Origin of the sequence: Bradyrhizobium manausense (assembly GCF_018131105.1) — a bacterium.
In the GTDB taxonomy this organism is placed as follows: Bacteria; Pseudomonadota; Alphaproteobacteria; order Rhizobiales; family Xanthobacteraceae; genus Bradyrhizobium; species Bradyrhizobium manausense_B.
In genome coordinates this window covers 77716-97710 of record NZ_JAFCJI010000007.1, presented here as the reverse complement: position 1 = coordinate 97710, position 19995 = coordinate 77716, and the positions used below count along the sequence as shown (strand labels likewise).

Annotated in this window: 9 protein-coding genes; 7 read left to right on the top strand and 2 right to left on the bottom strand. The window is 61.6% G+C overall.

Going from position 1 to position 19995, the window contains the following annotated elements:
- Positions 1-230 precede the first annotated feature (230 nt).
- The 3 genes from JQ631_RS30935 (at position 231) to JQ631_RS30925 (ending at position 10326) form a co-directional block, all read left to right on the top strand.
- Positions 231-9674, top strand: a complete 9444-nt coding sequence (locus tag JQ631_RS30935; protein ID WP_212333476.1) for a hypothetical protein — start codon at positions 231-233, stop codon at positions 9672-9674.
- A gap of 125 nt (positions 9675-9799) precedes the next feature.
- Positions 9800-10057: a hypothetical protein gene (locus tag JQ631_RS30930; RefSeq protein ID WP_212333471.1), complete on the top strand. Its 258-nt coding sequence runs from the start codon at positions 9800-9802 to the stop codon at positions 10055-10057.
- Complete coding sequence (locus JQ631_RS30925) at positions 10024-10326, top strand: hypothetical protein (protein WP_212333469.1); 303 nt, start codon at positions 10024-10026, stop codon at positions 10324-10326. Before JQ631_RS30930 ends, JQ631_RS30925 begins: the two co-directional genes overlap by 34 nt.
- Before the next feature lie 33 nt (positions 10327-10359).
- Here JQ631_RS30925 and JQ631_RS30920 read toward each other — a convergent pair whose 3' ends face one another.
- The gene (locus tag JQ631_RS30920) at positions 10360-10806 is read right to left on the bottom strand and encodes a hypothetical protein (protein ID WP_212333466.1); all 447 of its coding nucleotides are present in this window, start codon (positions 10804-10806) and stop codon (positions 10360-10362) included.
- A gap of 206 nt (positions 10807-11012) precedes the next feature.
- On the opposite strand from JQ631_RS30920, the gene JQ631_RS30915 reads away from it, so the two are divergent.
- The 4 genes from JQ631_RS30915 to JQ631_RS30900 all read left to right on the top strand — a co-directional run bounded on the left by JQ631_RS30915 (position 11013) and on the right by JQ631_RS30900 (position 17580).
- Positions 11013-11486, top strand: a complete 474-nt coding sequence (locus JQ631_RS30915; RefSeq protein ID WP_212333464.1) for a hypothetical protein — start codon at positions 11013-11015, stop codon at positions 11484-11486.
- Positions 11487-11548: 62 nt separating this feature from the next.
- Entirely contained in the window at positions 11549-11899 is a 351-nt protein-coding gene (locus JQ631_RS30910; protein ID WP_212333462.1) for a hypothetical protein, read from the top strand.
- 334 nt (positions 11900-12233) lie between these two features.
- Positions 12234-16325, top strand: a complete 4092-nt coding sequence (locus JQ631_RS30905; protein WP_212333460.1) for a beta strand repeat-containing protein — start codon at positions 12234-12236, stop codon at positions 16323-16325.
- A gap of 13 nt (positions 16326-16338) precedes the next feature.
- Complete coding sequence (locus JQ631_RS30900; RefSeq protein ID WP_212333458.1) at positions 16339-17580, top strand: tetratricopeptide repeat protein; 1242 nt, start codon at positions 16339-16341, stop codon at positions 17578-17580.
- Positions 17581-17615: 35 nt separating this feature from the next.
- Here the strand turns inward: JQ631_RS30900 and JQ631_RS30895 are convergent, their stop codons facing one another.
- Positions 17616-19994, bottom strand: a complete 2379-nt coding sequence (locus tag JQ631_RS30895) for a S8 family serine peptidase (RefSeq protein ID WP_212333456.1) — start codon at positions 19992-19994, stop codon at positions 17616-17618.
- Between the last annotated feature and the right edge of the window lies 1 nt (position 19995).

Sequence of the window (19995 nt, the reverse complement as noted above, 5' to 3'; positions counted from 1 at the left end):
CCTACACGATCCAGGCCGGCCAGACCGACGCCAACGGCATCAGCATCGACGCCAACGCGCTGAGCCTGAACGGCGGCGCGATCACGGATGCCGCCGGCAACGCGGCGGTGCTGACCGCAGCAGCGGTCGCTGATAACGCCAACTACCTGGTTAATACCGCTTCGCCGCCCGAATCCGTCTCAATTACCTCCATTGCTGGAAGCTCGTCCCCAGCGAGCACGTCGATCATCGTGACCGGCACCAACGGTGCGCTCCGGCCCGGCGACAAGGTGCAGATCAGCACCGACAATGCGACGTGGACGGATGTTGTGCCGAGCAGCTTGAGCCGGTGGAGTTTCACCGACAACGTCGCGCGTAGTTCGAGCTTCACCTACTTCATTCAGGTCGTGGATTCGGCCGGCAACGCCGGCGCAACAGCGACCCAGCCGGTGGTGGTGGCCAACAACGGCGCCACCGTGTCCATGAGCGCGGTCGGCGGGGTCGCCGAGTTCACCGGGACCGGTGGCAATCTGCAGGTCGGAGCGGCCGGTGTGACCGGCACCATCAACGCCATTTCGGTTGCAAGCGGCGGAACCGCCACGATCAACGGCACTGGCAACGTCATAACGTCTGTCGGCGATGCAATTGATCTTTACGCGACGGGAGCAACTAGCCCGGAAAACCTGGTGGTCAATCCCACGGGAACAATCACGGGCGCTGCCTCGGCCATCTCCGTGATCCAGAATGCAGCCGGGTCGATCAGGGTCACGACCTCCGGGCCGGTGACCGGCCTCGCAGGACGAGGCATTCTCGCGCAGCAAACCTCGACAGGCACAGGCGCAATCACGATCAACGGATCGGGCACCGTGATCGCCACAGGTGCAGCCTTCAACGGCATCGTTGCGCAGAACCTGAACTCATCGAACAATGCCGACATCACGGTCAGCCAGACCGGAAATATCATCGGTGGACATGACGGAATCCGCGTCCAGACCAATGGCAACGGCAATATCAGCGTAACCACCGCACCCAATCCGCTCGAGACCACCGCGCAAATCGTGGGATCGGCGCTCGACGGTATCGAGGCGCAATCCAGGGGCACGGGCAATATCCAGATCACGACGGCCGCCGGCACGGTCATTACGTCGGGCGGCGTCGGCATCAACGTGTACAACGAAGCGTCCTCCTTGCCCAAGGTCGGCGGAGTGATCGCAAGCTCGATTTCAGTCAATGCGAGCGGCACGATCAACTCAGGCACGACCCTGACCGGGCAGGGTGGCCGAGCAGCCGGTATCCTCGCCGGCTATAAGGGCGGTACGACCAATACGGTCAATTCCAGCGTGTTCGGCAACGTGGTCGTCAGCAATTCCGCGACCATCAATGCCGCTGGCGGTGACGGTATCCGCGCCTACAATTTCGGCCCAGGAAACGTCTCGGTCAGCAACTCCGGAGTGGTCACAGCCAAAGACGTCTATGGCGTGGTTGCTTCAAGCAACAGTACCGGCAACGTCTCGGTCACGGCGACCGCCGGCTCCAGCATCACCTCGGGGTCGCACGGTATCCTTGCGATCAACCAGGCCACCTCCATTTTGCAGAGCCTGGGCTCGACCGTCACCGTGACGGCCAACGGCGCGATCAATTCGGGTGTGCACCTTTCAGCTGGAGGCGCCTCGCCAGCCGGCATTTCAGCCGGATATTACGGCAGCAACGGCACCGCAAATTCGAACATCAACGGCTCGGTGCTTGTCGACAACGCTGCCAATATCACGGCGGCAAGAGCCGGATATGGCATCATCGCCTTCAACGTCGGCTACGGCAATGTCACAGTCATCAACAGGGCCGACAAGTCCATAAGCGGCGGGCAATTCGGCATCAACATCGGCTCGTCCGTCAACGGCACCGCGTCGCCCTCCGATGTCTCGGTGACTATCGAAACCAATTCGACGCCGACGATTGCTGCGGTGACCGCGAGTTCGCTCATGGGCCTCGCCGCAATCAACGCCAACAACACGAGCGGCGGCAACATCACGATCGCGACCGGTGCCAATGACCAGTTCATTTCTGGCGGCTTCGGCATCAACGCCAATTCGTCGGCCGGCAACGTCGCAGCCGGAAAGCAGATATCGGTCACCACGTCGACAGGCACAATCAGCTCTGGCTTCAATTTCTTCTCGGGCGGCGGCACGCCTGCCGGCATCTCGGCCGGCTACGCCATCGTCTCGCCGGCCAACATTCACGGCAACGTCGTTGTGGACAATTCGGCCACTGTCGTTGCGGCTTCGGGCTCCGGAATCAATCTCTACAACAATGGCAACGGCAGTATCAGCGCAACGCTCCGGCCGACGTCGTCGATCATTGCAGAGAAGGGGCCCGGTGTTGGAGCATTCTCGGCGGCTGGCGGCAGCATCACGATCAACAACCAAGGCGCAATCACCGCGGCGGGCATCGGCATCTCCGCCAGCAACGGATCGAGCGCGTCGGTCAACGGGTTGATCTCGATTTCCAATTCCGGAACGGTCAATGCGCCCGGCGTACCGTACATGCCGGTCGTGACGATCGGCAACGGTAACAGCACTCAGACCGCAACGGTCTCGAACAGCGCCGGCAAATCTATCGTCTCGACTTTGTTTGGTCGCACGACCAGCAACGTCGCCGTTTCGTTCTTCGCCGGCAATGGGTCGGTCACCAACAATGGCACGATCACCGGCAACATCAGCTTCAGCGGGACTGCCAGCGGCAGCATCAGCAACGCGCTTGGGGCAACCTGGAATATCAACGGCTGGAATTCCTTTGGCAGCGGCACAAGCACGATCAGCAATTCCGGTCTTATCAGCATGTCCGGTCTTGCCGCCCTGTCCGGAGCCGGCGCGATCGCTCTGACGAATACGGGTACCATAGCTGTCGGTCCCAATGCCGCGGCGCAGATCTTTGCGAACGTCGGCGGGACAGGCTCGATCGCCTTGGGCGACCGCGCGGCCCTCGAGCTGGGGTCCACCGTGGCGGCCTCACAGGCGATCAGCTTGGCCGGCAGGGACCTCCTGACATTCGACAATCCGGCCTCGGTGGGTGCCAATCTTCCGCTCACCTTCAGTGCCAGCGGCAACGGCAACATTGGCACCGTCATAACCCTGCAGGGCAGTGGCATCACGGCTGCGAACGTGAGTGGCTCTACGCTGACCGTGAGCGGTGCGCAGAACCAAACGTTCCAGGTGTCCGGCACGGGGCTATCCGGCAACACGTTCGACGTTCTCTCGTCGACCCGTATCGTGCTGGTGCCGGTCAGCGCGCAGACCGTCTCGGGCGTCTTCACATCGCAGCCGGTGGTTACGCCCGCAAGCTTCTACATCCTCGAAAATTACCACATCAACAGCAGCACTGGACCGGGATTCAACCTGTCGACGGCCGACACTGCGAATACATACACGATCGTTGCCAACGCCAGTTCCGACCTTGTGATCAACGGTGCATTCCCCGGTCTCCGGGTCGCGACGCAGGGCGCCAGCGGTGCGATCATCAATGCTGCAAATATTGCCGGCCCGACCGCTGGCACCGGCCCCATTGCCGGTCTGGTCGTGGATACCACGCAGAATGCAAACACCCTCAACGGCTCCGCCGACATCGTCAATTACGCGAATGTCAGCGGTACCGCCAACGGCATCACCGGCAATACGGTCAACGGCAGTATCAATATTGTCAACATGGCCGCCACGGTGACCGGAACGAGTTCGTACGGAATATTGGGCATATCCAGCGGCACGGGCAACGTCACCATCACCTCGTCGGGTGGCACGATCACCGGCGGCTTTAACGGCATCCGCGCCGCCGCCCTGCAGGAGTTCACGCCCGGGACGGGCAACGTCATCATCTACAACTCGTCCAACATTCTGAGCGGCACGAACACCGCCAATCTTGCAGGCAGCGGCGCAGCCGGTCTTCGCGCCCGCATTCTCAACAACAACACCACGGTGCCGAACGCGGCGATCGCAGGCGACGTCACGATCGAGGATCGCGCCAGCATCACAGCGCAGGCCGGTGCGGGCATTTTTGCCGACAATTACGGTTCGGGAAACACGTCAGTCACATTTGCGGGCGGCCTGAACACGATCACGGCGGTGAACGGGGGAGCGACGGGGATCGGCAGCGGCCTCACCCAGTACGGCATCTTTGCCTTCACCTATGGTACGGGAAGCTCGCTGGTGAATTCCGGCTGGGGCACCACTATTACCTCGGGCAGCACGGGTATCAACGCCGGCAACCAGGCCACCGCGATTGCTTCAGGCAGCGGCAGCACCGTCTCGGTCTATAGCCAAGGATTCATTTCATCCGGAACGAACGTCAATAATGGCGGCAGCGCACAATCTGCGATCCAGGCCGGCTACAATCCTGGCGGCAACGGCACGTTCAGTTCTGCGGTGTACGGCGATGTGATCGTCAATGTCGCGAGCGACGGAAATCCCTTCGGCAATCCCAATCCGACGCTGCTTGCTGCGGCCGGGCCCGGCATCCTTGCGTACGACTACGGCGTCGGCGACGTCACGGTCAGCGTCGGCTCCGGTGTGTCGATCAATGCGCTGATCGCTGCATCGTCGTCTTCGGGTGGCAATGCTCCCTATGGCATCAGTGCCACCAATCGGGGGCCAGGCAGTATTTATGTCCTGACGTTGAATGGGGCATCCATCAATTCCGGCAGCACCGGCATCAACGCCGTCAATGACGCAAATCCGACGGCGAGCACGCCGGATCTGGTCAATCTCTTCGCGGCCAATGTCACCGGCGGCAAGCCAGCGGTGATCGCCGTGACGACGGCCGGCACGATTACGGCAGGCGGACTCTCCACAAACAGTGGCGGCACACCATCCGGTATCGCCGCCGGCTTCTTTGGTGGAGGAGGGCATTCGAACCAGTATGTCAGCGGCAACGTCTTCATCAACAACGCGGCGGTGATCAACGCTGCGGGTATCGGTGTCCAGGGATACAATTTCGGCTACGGCAACATCACGATCAACGACGCCACGGGCGCCAACATCGTAGCAGGCTCGAACGGCATCTACGCTCACGCCGACGGCGGGTTTACCGACCCGGTCACGGCGAGCGCGCTGACGCGTGACATCTCGATTAACGTCTCGGCCAATACGACCGTCACCGCCGGCTCGGCGGCATTCAACAAGGCCATAGGCATTCTCGCCTTCAGCGTCAACGCGGGCAGCATCTCGATCGTGACATCGGCGGGGGACACGGTCGACTCGCAACAGGGCGGTGCCGGCATCAACGCCGTCAACGAGGCCACCAGCGTTGCCCAGTCGTTCAACAGCTCCATCGTCGTGACGAACGCGGCGACCATCCGCTCCGGCGTCGGCCTCACCGGGTTTAACGGCCAGCCGGCCGGTATCATCGCAGGCTATATCGGCCAAACGACGGACCCGAGCCTGAACAATCCAGCGAACCCCGCAAACTACAATGTCTATGGCGAGGTCGACGTCAACAATTTCGGCAACATCACCGCCAATGCGGGTGATGGCATCAGGGCTTACAATTATGGAATCGGCGACGTCTATGTGAACAATTTCGCCGGGACCATAACTGCGACAGGCGGTGTCAGCCCTCCGAATGGAGCGGGCGTCGGCATTCTTGCGCAGACGTTCGGCCCGGGCAGCATTCATGTGACGACCTCGGCCACCACCTCGATCACATCAGGTAATTCCGGCATTGCTGCGCTCAACAAGGCAACCACGGCAGACCCGCTCAATCCCACCGTGGTCGTCCCCGCGACGTCCGAGATCGATGTGTATGCCTCCGGAACCATCAATTCCGGCACGACCCTCACGGGGTCCGGCGACGTGCCGGCCGGCATCCTGGCCGGATACAACCCGAACAATCTGGACACCCCCAACAATGGGGTCCACGGCAGCGTTCTCATCGACAGCCATGCCACCATCCAGGCGCCGCTCGGTACGGATGGCATTCGCGGCATCAATTACGGCGGTCCCGATGGCAGCGGCGCCGGCGGTGACATCAAGATTCTGGTCGAATCCGACTCGAATGTGACGGGCGGGCGTTATGGCGTCGCCGCGCTCGGTTACAATGGTGGGGACGTGAGCGTCACCAACAATGGCTCGGTGTTCGGTGGCGGGCTGGCGGCGGTCAACGCCACCACGACCGGTAGCGGTGCGGCAACAATCGACAACTCAGGTTTCATCGACGGCCTGGTGATCGGCTACAATGCGACTTTCACCAATGAGGCCAGCGGTCGCTGGCTATTTGGCGGCACCAGCAGCTTCACCGGCGCGAGCAGCTTCACCAACGCGGGAACCATCGAGACCAGCGGCACGTCGGCGATCAGCGGCCTGGGCAGTTTCACCAATACCGGGTTGATCGCCGTCGATTTGGGCACCCTGACGATCGGTGCGCCCATGAGCGGCGGCGGCACTGCCCGGCTCTACAATGGAACACTGGTTCTCACCGGCGCGTCCGACGTCAATGTCCAGTTTGCCGACATCAATCCCGTAAGCGGTGGCGAACTGGTGCTGTCGGATCCCATTCACTTCACCGGTACCGTTACAGGCTTCGACTTTGCCGACGCGATCGATCTGGTCAACGTTGCGCCTGGCAGTGTCAGTGTCACGAATGACGGCGGCTTCCTGCATGTCAATTTCGCCGGCGGTGCGATCCAGTTGCTTGGCAATTACGCGGCCAACGGCTTCTCGATCAACTCGGATACCAATGGCGGCACGCTTGTCAGCTGGGACGGGACCGCCCACGGGCCAGTAATCGACGCCTCGAAGTTCACGCTTCAAAACAACGCGGACGGTACGACCACGATCTTCGGCCTTCATGTGAGCGATACCGATCCGATCGGATCGCTGAACATGACGATGACCACCACAACCTCTTCGGGGGTGGGTACGATCTCGCCGAGCAGCGGCTCGGGAACCGTGTCTGACCTCACCACCACGCTCAACAATGGCGTGATCTACAATCCGACTGCGACACCGGCGCAGAAGGAAGTGATCACGATGACGATCACCGACAGTGACGGTGGGTCGGATGCGGTGCATTTTATCTTCACCCCAGGTTCGAACAACGGCGGCAGCGGTGTCACCCTGCAGGGCACTTCTGGCGAGGACGTGATTTTCGCGACTGGTGGCCCTGACACGTTGATCGGCGGCACCGGCGCTGATCTGTTCGTCGTCACGCCGAACGGCTCGAGTTCGGCACAGGACACGATCACCGATTTTGTCGAGGGGTTCGACAGGATCGATCTCAGGCAGATGCCGGGGATCTTCTTCCTGAGTGACATCCAGTCGCGCGCCACGCAGCAGGGCAACGACACCCTCATCGACTTCGGTGCTGTCGGCGGCGTGATGTTGAAGAACGTCGTGGCGACGAGCCTGGGAGCCGGGGATTTCATCTTCAACAACAGCGTCACCGGGACCTCCGGCAACGAGACGCTGCCCGGCACCAGCCAGGTCGACGGCCTGTTCGGGCTTGATGGCAACGACCGCCTTCAGGGCTTCGCCGGCAACGACTGGCTGGATGGCGGTCCGGGTTTCGACCGCGCGATCTATACGGATGCGACCGGGCCTGTGACGATCAATCTGGCCGCGGGCACGGCGAGCGGCACCGGGGTCGGCACCGACACGCTGGTCAACATAGAGGGCGCGGTCGGCAGCAATTTTGCCGATACGTATAACTCGGCGGGATTTGCCGGCGACAGCGCGGTACCCGGCACTCCGATCGGCTTCAACGAATTCGAGGGCAGGGGTGGCGATGACACCATCATCAGCAATCTCAACAGCCAGGGCGCCGAGCTGACACGGGTGTCCTATGTCAGTGCAACCGCGGCGGTGACGGTCGATCTCCTGGCGGGTACCGCCCAAGGGGACGGGTCCGTCGGTCACGACACGCTCGTCGGCACGGGCTTCAATGGCGTTTACGGATCGGCGTTCGACGACACCATCAGCGGCAGCAATAATCCGAACTTTACGGCGGAAGTGTTCGCCGGCTTTGCCGGCAACGATCTGATCGACGGTCGCGGCGGCTTTGACCGCGCCGACTACAACGTCGATTCGACCACGACGTCGGGCATCAACGTCAACCTTGCGGCGGGCATCGTGACCGGTGATGCGACGGTCGGAACCGATACGCTCCGTTCGGTCGAGGCAATCCGCGGTACCAACTTGGCCGATACCTACGACGCGACGGGTTTCAGCGGCAGCAGCACGAACGGGGGCTCGCTCGGCACGTTCAACGAGTTCACCGGCAACGGCGGCGACGACACGATCACCGGCAATGGCAACACGCGGCTTGGCTTCAACAACGCCACCGCGGGCGTCAGTGTTGATTTTGTGACCGGTATCGCCTCCGGGGACGCGTCGGTCGGCACAGACCACTTCAGCGGAGTAAATGCAGTGCAGGCGTCGATGTTCGACGACACCCTGCTCGGTGGTGCGACCAACGACACCTTCACGGCTCTTGCCGGTAACGACGATATCGACGGCCGCGGCGGCTTTGACATCTCGTCCTACAACAGCATCTTCTTCACCACCGGCGGCGTGACGGTGCACATGGCGGCGGGCACCGCGACCGGCGATGCCTCGATCGGCAGCGACACGATGCACTCGATCGAGGGCATCCAGGGCACGATGTTTGCCGACACCTATGATGCGACCGGCTTTGGCCTGCCAGGTGCTCTCAACATCGGCAGTCTCGGCACCTTCAACCAGTTCGAGGGCCTTGGCGGCGACGACATGATCACCGGCAACGGCAACACCAAGGTGATCTACGGCAACTCGACCGATGGCGTGACAATCACGATTGGCGTTGGCGGCGCCGGCACGGCGGCTGGCGATGTGGCCACCGTCGGGCACGACGTCTTCACCGGTGGTGTCAACGCCGCCATCGGCAGCGGCTCCGCCGACGTCTATGACGCGCATGCCTTCGACGGCGGCTTCAACGCGTTTCAGGGCAACGCCGGGGATGACACCATCACCGGCAATGGCGCGACCCAGGTCCAGTATGGCAATGCGACTACCTCCGGCGTGACGATCACGATCGGTGCAGGTGGGGTCGGCACGGCCGCGGGCGATGCCTCGGTGGGCACTGACCATTTCACCGGAGTCAACAGTGCGCTCGGCAGCAACTTCGCCGACAGCTACAATGCGTCCGGATTGATTGGCTTCAACTCGTTCCAGGGCCAGGGCGGTGACGACACCATCACCGGCAATGGAGCGACCCAGATCCAGTTCAACAACGCGACCGCGGGCGTCGTGGTGGACATTTCTGCCGGCACCGCAGCCGGCGATGGCTCGGTCGGCCACGACACATTCACCGGCGTCAACAATGTCGTGGGCTCGAGCTTCAACGATACCATTACGGGTAATACCGCCAACAACGTTCTCTCCGGCTTGAATGGCAACGATACTTTCGTGTTCAAGGAGGCGACCGGGGGTGGAATAGGAAATGACGTGATCACCGACTTCGCCACCGGACAGGATCACATCCAGCTCGACTATGCCGCATTCGATCCGAGCAGCGCGCCAAGCTTCGCTGCCTGGCTGTCGAGCCACGGCAGCACGGTGAACGGCACCGATACGCTGATCGATCTCGACCCCTCGGCAAACCCGGGCAAGGATACGATCCTGCTGAAGGCCGTGGCGCTCGCCAACCTGCACGCCAGCGACTTCATCGTTCCCTAAATGGAATTCTTCTGAGGAATGTCATTGCCGGCAATTCATATGCGACCGATTTTCTTATCTGTGTACGTCGTGCGTCTGGCTCTCAAGATCCGAGGTCGGGAGCACGGATGAAGGAGATAGAGGGTTTGCTGAGATCTCTCGTCGACGTCGACCGCGACATGTTGATCTCGGTGTTGTCCATGGAGGTGCAGACTGCAACCAAGATCGCCATGAGCGGTCACCAGCGAACCGCCTGGCAGCGCGCCAAGAGGCAAGGCGCCATTGAGCGCGCCGCGCGTCTTGCGCACATCCTGGCCTATTTCAGGGATGGCGGGATCCCGGCGGGCATGTCGGAGGATGACCGTGAGCTTTGCATCGCTATAGCGGAGAGGCGCAGCTCGTAGGTCGACTGGGTGATGCGGACAGCAACACGTTCGATGAAGAGTTGATCGCTATGGAAGAGAACGACGCATTCGTGATGGATCTTGCAGTCGGCAGTCGCTTCCGGGTCAAATCCCTTGGCAAGCACAGCAGGCGCTTGGATGGCAGGACTGGACGGGTCGTCGGCTTTGCCCACACCAAGAACGCGCTTCGGGTCATTCTCGATGGACAGAAATCGCCGCAGACGCTCCATCGCAGTTATCTCGAGCCCTTGGCCGAGACCGCATCCTGAGGCGAGTGCGCCCAGTATTCCCCCGACGCAGCTTCAGTTGGATTCGATAGGTGCGATCAGATCGACGATGCGAAGCAAGCCCTGACAGACGCGCCAGATACAGCTTGTACCGAGAAAGAGTTCGGTGGACGCATTCATGTCACCAAACTGAAGGTGATATCCGTTGGCGATCACGTTGATGGATATGCGGATGCCATTCGTGCCCACCAGCTGCGTACGCGCGGTATGCACCGCTTCGACCAGCCGCCGTCCGAACTCCCTGGCGTCCTCGATATCAAGCGTTGCGAGCCGCGGTGGCGTGCGGGCCTGATTGAAGGGAAATACGGCGTCGATGAGAATCGTGTGGCCGTCCGACAGCAGCAGAAGCTGGCTGACCGACTTTCCGGCCGGGAAAAGGAAACAGCGCTCGTCGAGATCGATCTTGATCTCGTGCTTCGGCCGTAACTCAGCGATGATCCGGGGCGCGGGATTGATATTCATCGTGTTGCAATGCGAGTTGATCGTAATATGGCTTTATCCTAGGCCGCTACCGTAGAAGCGGCAAGCCGGTTGAAGCCTGCGGCCATGCTCCGACGCTCGGCGCGCCGGCGGAGGCGCTATCGCGCGCCGCCATCTGCGGTATAAGTTGGTGAAGAGTTGGGCGCGGGCCAGAGAGCCCCGGCCCCGTTTTTTGGGATATTGGGCCAATGGCAATCAGGATTGCGGCGGTGAGCTCCGCCACCCTGTCGGACGACGGCAAGGAATTCGTCGTTCACACGACCGGCAAATATACCGGCGCGCTGGAGCTGAGGTTCGCCAGTGACTGCGTCGACGATTTGATCGCTGCGCTGACAAGCGCGCGCGGTGGCACGCAACCGGCTGCATCAAGTGCCCTTCTGCCGCCCGCCGCACCGTCGGTGGTCTCCACTCCGAACGGGGCGGGGGCCGCTGCGCCGGCTGTGCCCGGCAAGGACAAGCCCGACGAGGTGAAATTCGAGATCCCCAAGAACTGCACGATTTCCGCTGATAACAGCGGCCGCGGTCTCGTACTATTCATCCTCAATCACCGGCTGGAACGCCAGGCCGGCTACGCATTCTCCCCGGACGCTGCGAAACAATTGGCCGGGGGGCTTACCAAGAGCGCCGATGCATTGCTGGCGCGACAGGCACCGAAGACCTAGCCTTCGGGCCGCGAAGTGTTGGCGTCGCATCTGTTTTAATTCCATTCCCGCAAGAATTTACGATGATAAATAACGCGATCACGCTCAGCATTCGTCCGAAATGGCCCGAGATCCCGGATCACTACGCGGTCTGGTCGCAGGGCCGCGAGATCGGCAATATCCGCCACGCGCTTGATGCGAGCGGGCCTGATCGATCATGGGAGTGGTTCATCATAGTCCCGATGGCTCTGCCGGCCTGGGCGAGCGGCACTGCGCAGGACAGGGACTCGGCGATCAAGGCATTCAGCGCAGCCTGGGGACGGCTGTTGCAGGAAACGCAGCCCGCACGGTTGCAACGCGCGTGGGAGCTCGGTCGCGCAGCACAATCACGCGACGCGTCATCGCAGCCCGCGCCGCCTCCAGCCGAGAGCTAAGAGGAGGGCGATCTTCCTTGTCGTCCGGGCTGGTGGAGGTATTTACCAACCTCCGAACCCGGGGCCAGCCGAATCTTCCCGATCCCTTGGGACAAATTGACCCGGTGTTAGCTATTATAAACATTGCATTAATCGTAAATAGTTGCTTAATTTTCCCGGTTTAGCTCGTTTCGGGCAGAGGCCGTTTTGATTGATTTTTGTCCTCGTTGTTTTGCGTAGGCCGGCACGCTTTTCCGCGTGGACGGTCTTTTTTTATGCAGTCAGCGAGCGCAGAGCGGCGTCCTCCCCGATCGGCTCCGAATTTTTTGGTTCAGCATTTTTGGAGGAGTAAGTCATGGCAACGTTCAAGTATGATCCGGCGACGGGCGCGTACACTTACGTCGACGACTCCTCCCTTGCGAACTCAGCCTCATCAGCGGACATTTCTGTAAGCACGGACCAGTCCGATTATGCGCCATATTCGACTGCGACCTTTACGGCGTCGAATGTCACGGTCGGCGGTACCGTCGAGTTCACGGTTGCTCATGACAATCCCGGTCCCGACGGCGTCGCCGGTACGGCGGATGACGTAATAACGCACGACCTGACCGGCACAACGCAGCCCTGGTTTGTTGTCGACGGTGGCTCGGGCGACCTTGACGGTGTCGCAAATGGCATCGTCATGACGTCGTGGTATGTCAATCCGGACGCCGCCAACCAGTCTTTCCTGCTTTCAGCAGTCGATCAGACCACGCAGGCCGCGGCGACGACGAGCTTCACGGACAAGGCGAGCGCACAGCTGGACGATTGGAGCGACGGAAAGGCGCCCGATGCCATTGGAGGCAATGAAAGCTGGGGTAACGGAGACCTGAATTCGAACAATTCGCATTATTTCGAAGGCGATACTGTTCCGTTCCGGGCGACCTTCGCTGGCCTTGTCGTGGGCCAGACCTACACGATTACACTCAGTTACGATACGACGAAGGCCGGCAAGCACGCGTTCGATTATCTGACCACCTATAACGCCACGCTGCCGGCGGGTCACACCGCGCCTGAAGCCAATCCAAACCCGACCATCGGGACGGCATTTACGGAAAGCGGCACGCACGACACCATCGCCATCCCGACTGATGCCAAGGTCACCGCCGGACCCAACGGGGTCATTGGCGGAGGCGATGACATCACGCAACAGCCCGGCGTCTTCACGATGTGGGGCGGCGATATGACCGCCACTTCCCCCTATACAGTGTCAGGCCCTTATACCGGAGATAGCGACACCTCAATCACCATCACATTCACTGCGAGTGCCACCACCGCCGTGCTGGCCTGGGGCGCGCATATCGCGACCGAGTCGGATTGGGGCGCGGGGACCGGAGCGTTCAACATCACCGGATCGCCATATCATATGGCCCTTCTGGCGACGGATACGGTCAACGCCTCCAAGGCAGACCATCAAATGCAATCGGCCGCGGTTCTGAACCCGCCACAGCCGTCGGATACAGTGACAAAGGAGGTGTTGAGCATCACCAGCACCGACGGTGTCGCGGGCACGACGGTTGTCGATCATGCCGGCGATATCATCAACTATGCGGTCACGGTCACGAACACTGGAAATCAAGCGCTGCACGTCACGTCGGTGACGGACTCCATCCCGGGGGTGACCCTCACGCTGTTCAGCGGCGACACCAATCACGACAATCTGCTCGATACGACGGAAGTCTGGGTTTACCACGGTAGCTACACCGTGACGCAGACCGATATGAACAATGGTGCCGTCGGCGGCGGCGCTCCCGGTTTCGTCCACAACGTTGCCACGGTGACGACCCAGGAGACGGGTCCGCTGACCGGAGAGGCCAATACGCCGCTCGCGCAGAGCTTTGCGCTGTCGATCGTGAAGGACGGCACGGTGCCCGGCGGCACGGCGAATGCCGTCGGCGAGGTGGTGAGCTGGACGATCGACGTCGGCAATGCCGGCAACGCGGCGGTCAGCAGTGTGACGGTGACCGATCCGCAGGCTTCCAACATCGCTCCGGTGCTGGCGGGCGGCTTCAACAGCGGCGACACCGACCAGGACGGCAAGCTGGATGTCGGCGAGACCTGGCATTACACGGCGAGCCACACGGTGACGCAGGCCGACCTCGATGCCGGCGGCAGCCTCACCAACGTTGCGACGGCGCATGGCACGGGCGCGGCGGACGTCAGCGACGACGCCTCGGTCCCGGTGCAGCAGAACTTTGCGCTGTCGATCGCCAAGGACGGCACGGTGCCCGGCGGCACGGCGAATGCCGTCGGCGAGGTGGTGAGCTGGACGATCGACGTCGGCAATGCCGGCAACGCGGCGATCAGCGGTGTGACGGTGACCGATCCGCAGGCTTCCAACATCGCTCCGGTGCTGGCGGGCGGCTTCAACAGCGGCGACACCGACCAGGACGGCAAGCTGGATGTCGGCGAGACCTGGCATTACACGGCGAGCCACACGGTGACGCAGGCCGACCTCGACGCCGGCGGCAGCCTCACCAACGTTGCGACGGCGCATGGCACGGGCGCGGCGGACGTCAGTGACGACGCCTCGGTCCCGGTGCAGCAGAACTTTGTGCTGTCGATCGCCAAGGACGGCACGGTGCCCGGCGACACGGCGGATGCCGTCGGCGAGGTGGTGAGCTGGACGATCGACGTCGGCAATGCCGGCAACGCGGCGATCAGCGGTGTGACGGTGACCGATCCGCAGGTTTCCGACCTCGCGGAAGTGCTGGTGGGCGGCTTCAACAGCGGCGACACCGACCAGGACGGCAAGCTGGATGTCGGCGAGACCTGGCATTACACGGCGAGCCACACGGTGACGCAGGCCGACCTCGACGCCGGCGGCAGCCTCACCAACGTTGCGACGGCGCATGGCACGGGCGCGGCGGACGTCAGTGACGACGCCTCGGTCCCGGTGGAACAGAAACCGAACTTCACGATCGCCAAGGACGTGAGCTCGGTAACGGGCGGTGCCGGCGCCGGAAACCTCAGCGTCGATAACGCCGGGGACGTGATCAAATACTCGATCGTCCTGACAAACACCGGCAACGAGACGTTGACAGGTGTGACGCTGACCGATCCCCTTGCGACGACGCTGAGTGCGCCGGTCGAGTCGATCAGTGCCAATGGCAAGCTCGACGTAGGCGAGACCTGGACCTACACCGCCACCCATACGGTGACGCAAGCCGAGATGAATTCCGGGACCGACATCGTAAACCTTGCAACCGGCGATACCGCGCAAACCGATGCAAAGTCGGACGATGCGTCCACGCCGGTGATCCAAAACCCGTCGCTAACGATCGCCAAAACCGCAGTCATTGCCGACGGACATGCCGACCACGCCGGCGACGTGATCCACTATTCGGTCGTGGTCGACAACACAGGCAACATTGATCTCCACAACGTGGTGGTGGTCGACACGTTCGAGGGCGGCGTTCCCATCATACTCGACACCAATCACTCAACCCTGACGACTGCGGATGACGCAGTTCTCACGGGTGACACCAATGGAGACGGTGTTCTCGGTGTCAACGAAACGTGGACATACAAGTACGACCACGTTGTCACACAAAACGAGCTCGACACCAGGGGCATCGATGGCGACAACAGTCTCGACAACGTTGCGAGTGTGACGACGACCGAGACGGGCCCGGCTTCCGACGATGCGCATGTACCGGTCGCGTTGGGACCCGGCGTCCGCACGCCAGGATTCTGGTCGCAGACCAACGGGAATACAAACTGGACGAAATTCTGGGACGGCGTCGTTGGTGACGAGGCGAAGCAGTCGGGGACCAACGGCTTCCCGAATGGTGAAGTCACCTTGGCCGTACATTCTGCCTCGTCGACCGGTCACCTCGTAGACACCAATGGGGACGGCATGTTCACGAGCGCCGACAATGCCCCAAGCGGGAAGATCGCCGCCGGCCTGCTGATCGGCGACTTCAATCTCGACGGCATCCAGGACAACGGCGAGAGCACGTTCTTCATCAACTTCAGCGATGCCTTGTCGTTGTTGAATGCCAACCAGAAGCAGCAGGGTAACGCTGAATACCAGGAGGGGCGGGCGCTGGTCGCAACCTGGCTCAACTACCTCGCTGGAAATCCGATCGAAGCCAGCGATCCCACCAAGGTCGATGCCAAGGATGCGATTCATTGGGGTGTCGACTGGCTGCTCAAGACCACCGCTCAAACGGATGGAAATATCACGCTTGGTGATATGAACAGCCATGCCGTTGCTGCGGGATCGACGCAGTGGAACGTCGGTATCGATGGACCGGATGGCAACACTGCTGCGACCGCCTACGCCCAACTTCCGCAGTACAATCCCGCACTCGATATTCCGGGAGGAGTGCAGATTCTCGGCGTGCTCGACGAGTACAATAATCACGGTACGGTCTACGGGACGTTCATCGCGACGACCCCGTAGGCGAACCGATGCCTTGACCAGCAAGATAACGGCGGCGCTTCGGGGCCGCCGTTATGATTTGGAGATCCGGTCGTTGGCGATGCATCCTGAAAGTGCTGAGCTCCGCGCCAAGGCCAACCGGTTCTATGTTGCCGGCGATTTCCAGCGCGCGCTGGAATCTCTCATCACAGTCGTCAACGGCAATCGCCGGTCCGGGGAGGTAACGGCGCACGACTTTCGTGTTCTGGCTCTGTGTTATCAGGCGGTCGGCGATCTCAAGCAGGCTTACATGGCGTGGCGCGATGCGCACGCGCTCGAACCAGACGATGCCGTCACGAAATCCAACCTTGCCCTTGTCGCCGCGAAATGTGGCAAGGCCGATGAGGCAGTGAAGCTCGCGGAAGAGGCGGTAAAGGCCCGCCCTCGCGATGCCAATTGCTGGACCATTCTCGCAAACGTCCAGTTCCGTCTGGGCCGGCTCGAGGAGGCGCGACAGGCGGGATTGCGGTCTCTCAAAATCAAGGATGAATCGTCAGGTCCGGCACGCCATCCGATTCACGTGAACGTTCCTCCGTTCGAGACAACCGATCCCCGACGCAACGTTATCGCGTATTCCCTCTGGGGAACCAAGGATCGTTACCTGGTCGGCGCCGAGCGAAATGCCATGGCCGCGCCGTTGATCTACGAAGGATGGTCCTGCCGCTTCTATATTGACGAGACGGTGCCACAGCAAAATCGACGGCGTCTGATCGATCTCGGAGCGGATCTTGTGATGATGCCTCGACCCAATGTGGCGTTCGCCGGCTTGTTCTGGCGCTTTCTCGTTGCCAATGATCCCACGGTCGATCGCTACCTCGTCAGGGACGCCGATTCGATCGTCAACGTGCGGGAGCGGGTAGCGGTAGACGATTGGATTGCCTCGGGTCGGCACTTCCACGTGATGCGGGATTTCTGGACGCACACCGGTGTGATGCTTGCCGGTCTTTGGGGAGGCGTCTGTGGTGCGCTGCCGCCGCTGGTGCCGCTTATCGAGACATTCCTCGCCGACAACCCCGAGTACCCCGAGCGAACGCTGGATCAGCGATTCCTGCGCGAGGCGATATGGCCGATCGTGCGCCAGTCGGCGCTGGTGCATGACTCGGTTTTTCGCTTTGGCGGAGCGATCGATTTTCCGCGTTTCGGGCGCAGGGCATCGGGTTGCCACGTCGGACAAAATGACGCCTCGGAACCAAGATCCGGCGGTCGCGAACTGCCGGCGCCTGGCGCCGGGTTTTGACCATAGATTCCAGGGCAAACAAAGCATAACCCGCGTTATGCCACCAGCGTCCAGGGGGTGGCTCCCAGGTGCAAACTCGTCGACGCTACCGCGATGACGTCGACGACCGTCACCCCGGACTGGCCATTATGCGCATCGACGATCACGTTGGTTCCGCCATTGTTGTCGGCTCCGAGCTTGAGCCAGCCGTCTGCAATCGGATCGGCGCCGACATAACCGATGGTCGCGAACAACTGATGCAGGTCGATTGCATCCTGCCCCACGGCGAAGTCGCGAATCACGTCCCTTGCCGCGCTCAAGGAGTTGAACTGGAAGGTATCGCTGCCCGGCCCGCCGGATAGCACATCGGCGCCGGCGCCTGCGACAATCAGGTCATTGCCGCGGCCGGCCTGGATAGTGTTTCCCGCATCATTGGCAATGATCGTGTCGTTGCCATCGCCCGCCCAGACGTTCTTGATGAGGGTACCGGTGCCGATCTGAAGGTTCTTCCCTGCGATTGTATCGACGGCACCCGAATGCAGGTCGAGATAGGATCCACTGGTTACCGCGGCAGTGTTGATGGTCGCGGATCCGCTCGTGTCGGTCAGGATGAGGCGATTGCCGCCCGTCGCGGTCGCGAATTCGTCCGTATAGATGTAGCTCGTCGGCGTCGTCGGTGCGTCGCCGATCGCCGTCAGCGTCCAGCCGTTGAGCGTCCCGGCGTTGCCCTTGACATTGTCCGTCACGGTCAACGTCCAGCTCGCCTTCGCGTCCTCGCCCCAGAAATTGTTGGCCGAGGTCTCGAAAACGATCCCGCTGCCGGTGCCGCTCGCCGGATGCGCAGCAAGGACTGCACTGGTTCCACTGGATGAGGTCAACGTCACCGTGAGATCGCTGACATGGGCGTGCGTTATGTCGAGATCGACGACGACCTTGTCGAGCAGCAGCGAAGAGCCCAGAGTGATCGTGCTCTGCAGGCTGCCGGTGCCGTCGGGAATCGCTGCGTTATCGACATGGCCGGCGCTCTCGGTCGAGAGATTCGCGTATGTCGATTGCTTCTGCCAACTCTCCGCGAGTCTCGTGGCTGCCGTCGCGTCGACCAGGCCGAACCCATAGTCGGGATTGAAATGCAGACCGCCGCCATTCCAATCATGCGCGCCGTTGGTTTGCCAGCCGGCATTTCCGGCATCCGAGTTCTTGGCCGAATAGGCCAGTATTTCCTGGATGTCCCGATAACCCAGATCGGGGTTGGCTTGCAGCATCAATGCGATGACGCCCGCCACTGTCGGCGCGGCGTATGAGGTGCCTGCAGCCGCAAAATAGTCGGTACTGGACCATCCGGGCGCGCCAAGCCTGTCGTCCGTCATGACCCAGGAACCGGGCGCCGAAACCAGAACGGCGGCCCCTGGCGTGCTGAACGATGCAACCCAACCGTAATCGTTTGTGGCTGCGACCGTGATCACATAGGGATCGTTCTGATAGTTGTGATAGTTCACGTCATCGCCGGATCCCCGGTTGTTTCCGGCGGCAAACACGATGGGAATGCCGAGCCCGCCGCGTCCCTGGGCGACGTCATTGATGATCGCGGCCTTCGACGAGGCCCAGGCACCGAAGAAATTATCCTGGTAAGGCGTCGCGTAGCCCCAGCTTGCATTCGCGACGTCCATGCCATTGGTGACGAGATGGTTCAGCGCGTCGGCGAGCTGGCTCGGGCTACCTGTTGAATAGCTGATGCGGAAGCCGGCAATGTCGGCGTTATAGGCAACGCCGACGATACCCGAGCCGTCGCGTGCGGCGGCGAGGACGCCGGCAACCGTCGTTCCGTGGCTGTCGGTCGAGGAGCCGTAGGCACTCCCGTCGTTGGTGACAGCGTCGTACTGAAGCTTGAAGAGGTAGTGTGAATTCAGATCCGGATGATTGTAGTCGATGCCGTCATCGACAACTCCGATCTTGATTCCGGCTCCGGTGTAGTTCTCCCAGGCCTTGACGACGTTGATACCGCCCGCGCTGCTGGTCAGATTCCATTCCTTGGAGAAGTAGGTGTCGGTGGGCAGCGTGCTGTCACCGGTGGGGGGATTCAGTTTGGGCGACAAGATGGTCACGGCCGCAAAACTCGTCGTCGTGTTGCCTTGGCCGACGGTCGTGCCGGAGCCGGAGGTGCCCGCAACGCTCGTTGTGCCTCCACTCTTGGTGCCGCCGCTTGTCGTTCCGCCACTGGTCGCGGCTCCGCCACCTTTTTTTGCAGCCCACCCCTCGGGCGCGCCGCCATCCGAAGCAAAAAGGCTCGTTTCGCTGCCGAGGCCATGATGCGCCGGGATATCCATCCATCCGACGTTTGCCGAGGCGATGTTCAGTCCGACGAATTCCCATTCAAGAGCATCTGCATTCCCTTCGGAGAAATTCCCGTACTGATCATTCACGCCCCGCTTCGCCATT

Excerpts from the sequence above, each read along its gene's own strand:
- JQ631_RS30920 (WP_212333466.1), bottom strand. The coding sequence starts at position 10,806 with ATGAATATCAATCCCGCGCCCCGGATCATCGCTGAGTTACGGCCGAAG.
- JQ631_RS30910 (WP_212333462.1), top strand. The coding sequence starts at position 11,549 with ATGATAAATAACGCGATCACGCTCAGCATTCGTCCGAAATGGCCCGAG.
- JQ631_RS30905 (WP_212333460.1), top strand. The coding sequence starts at position 12,234 with ATGGCAACGTTCAAGTATGATCCGGCGACGGGCGCGTACACTTACGTC.
- JQ631_RS30895 (WP_212333456.1), bottom strand. The coding sequence starts at position 19,994 with ATGGCGAAGCGGGGCGTGAATGATCAGTACGGGAATTTCTCCGAAGGG.
- JQ631_RS30915 (WP_212333464.1), top strand. The coding sequence starts at position 11,013 with ATGGCAATCAGGATTGCGGCGGTGAGCTCCGCCACCCTGTCGGACGAC.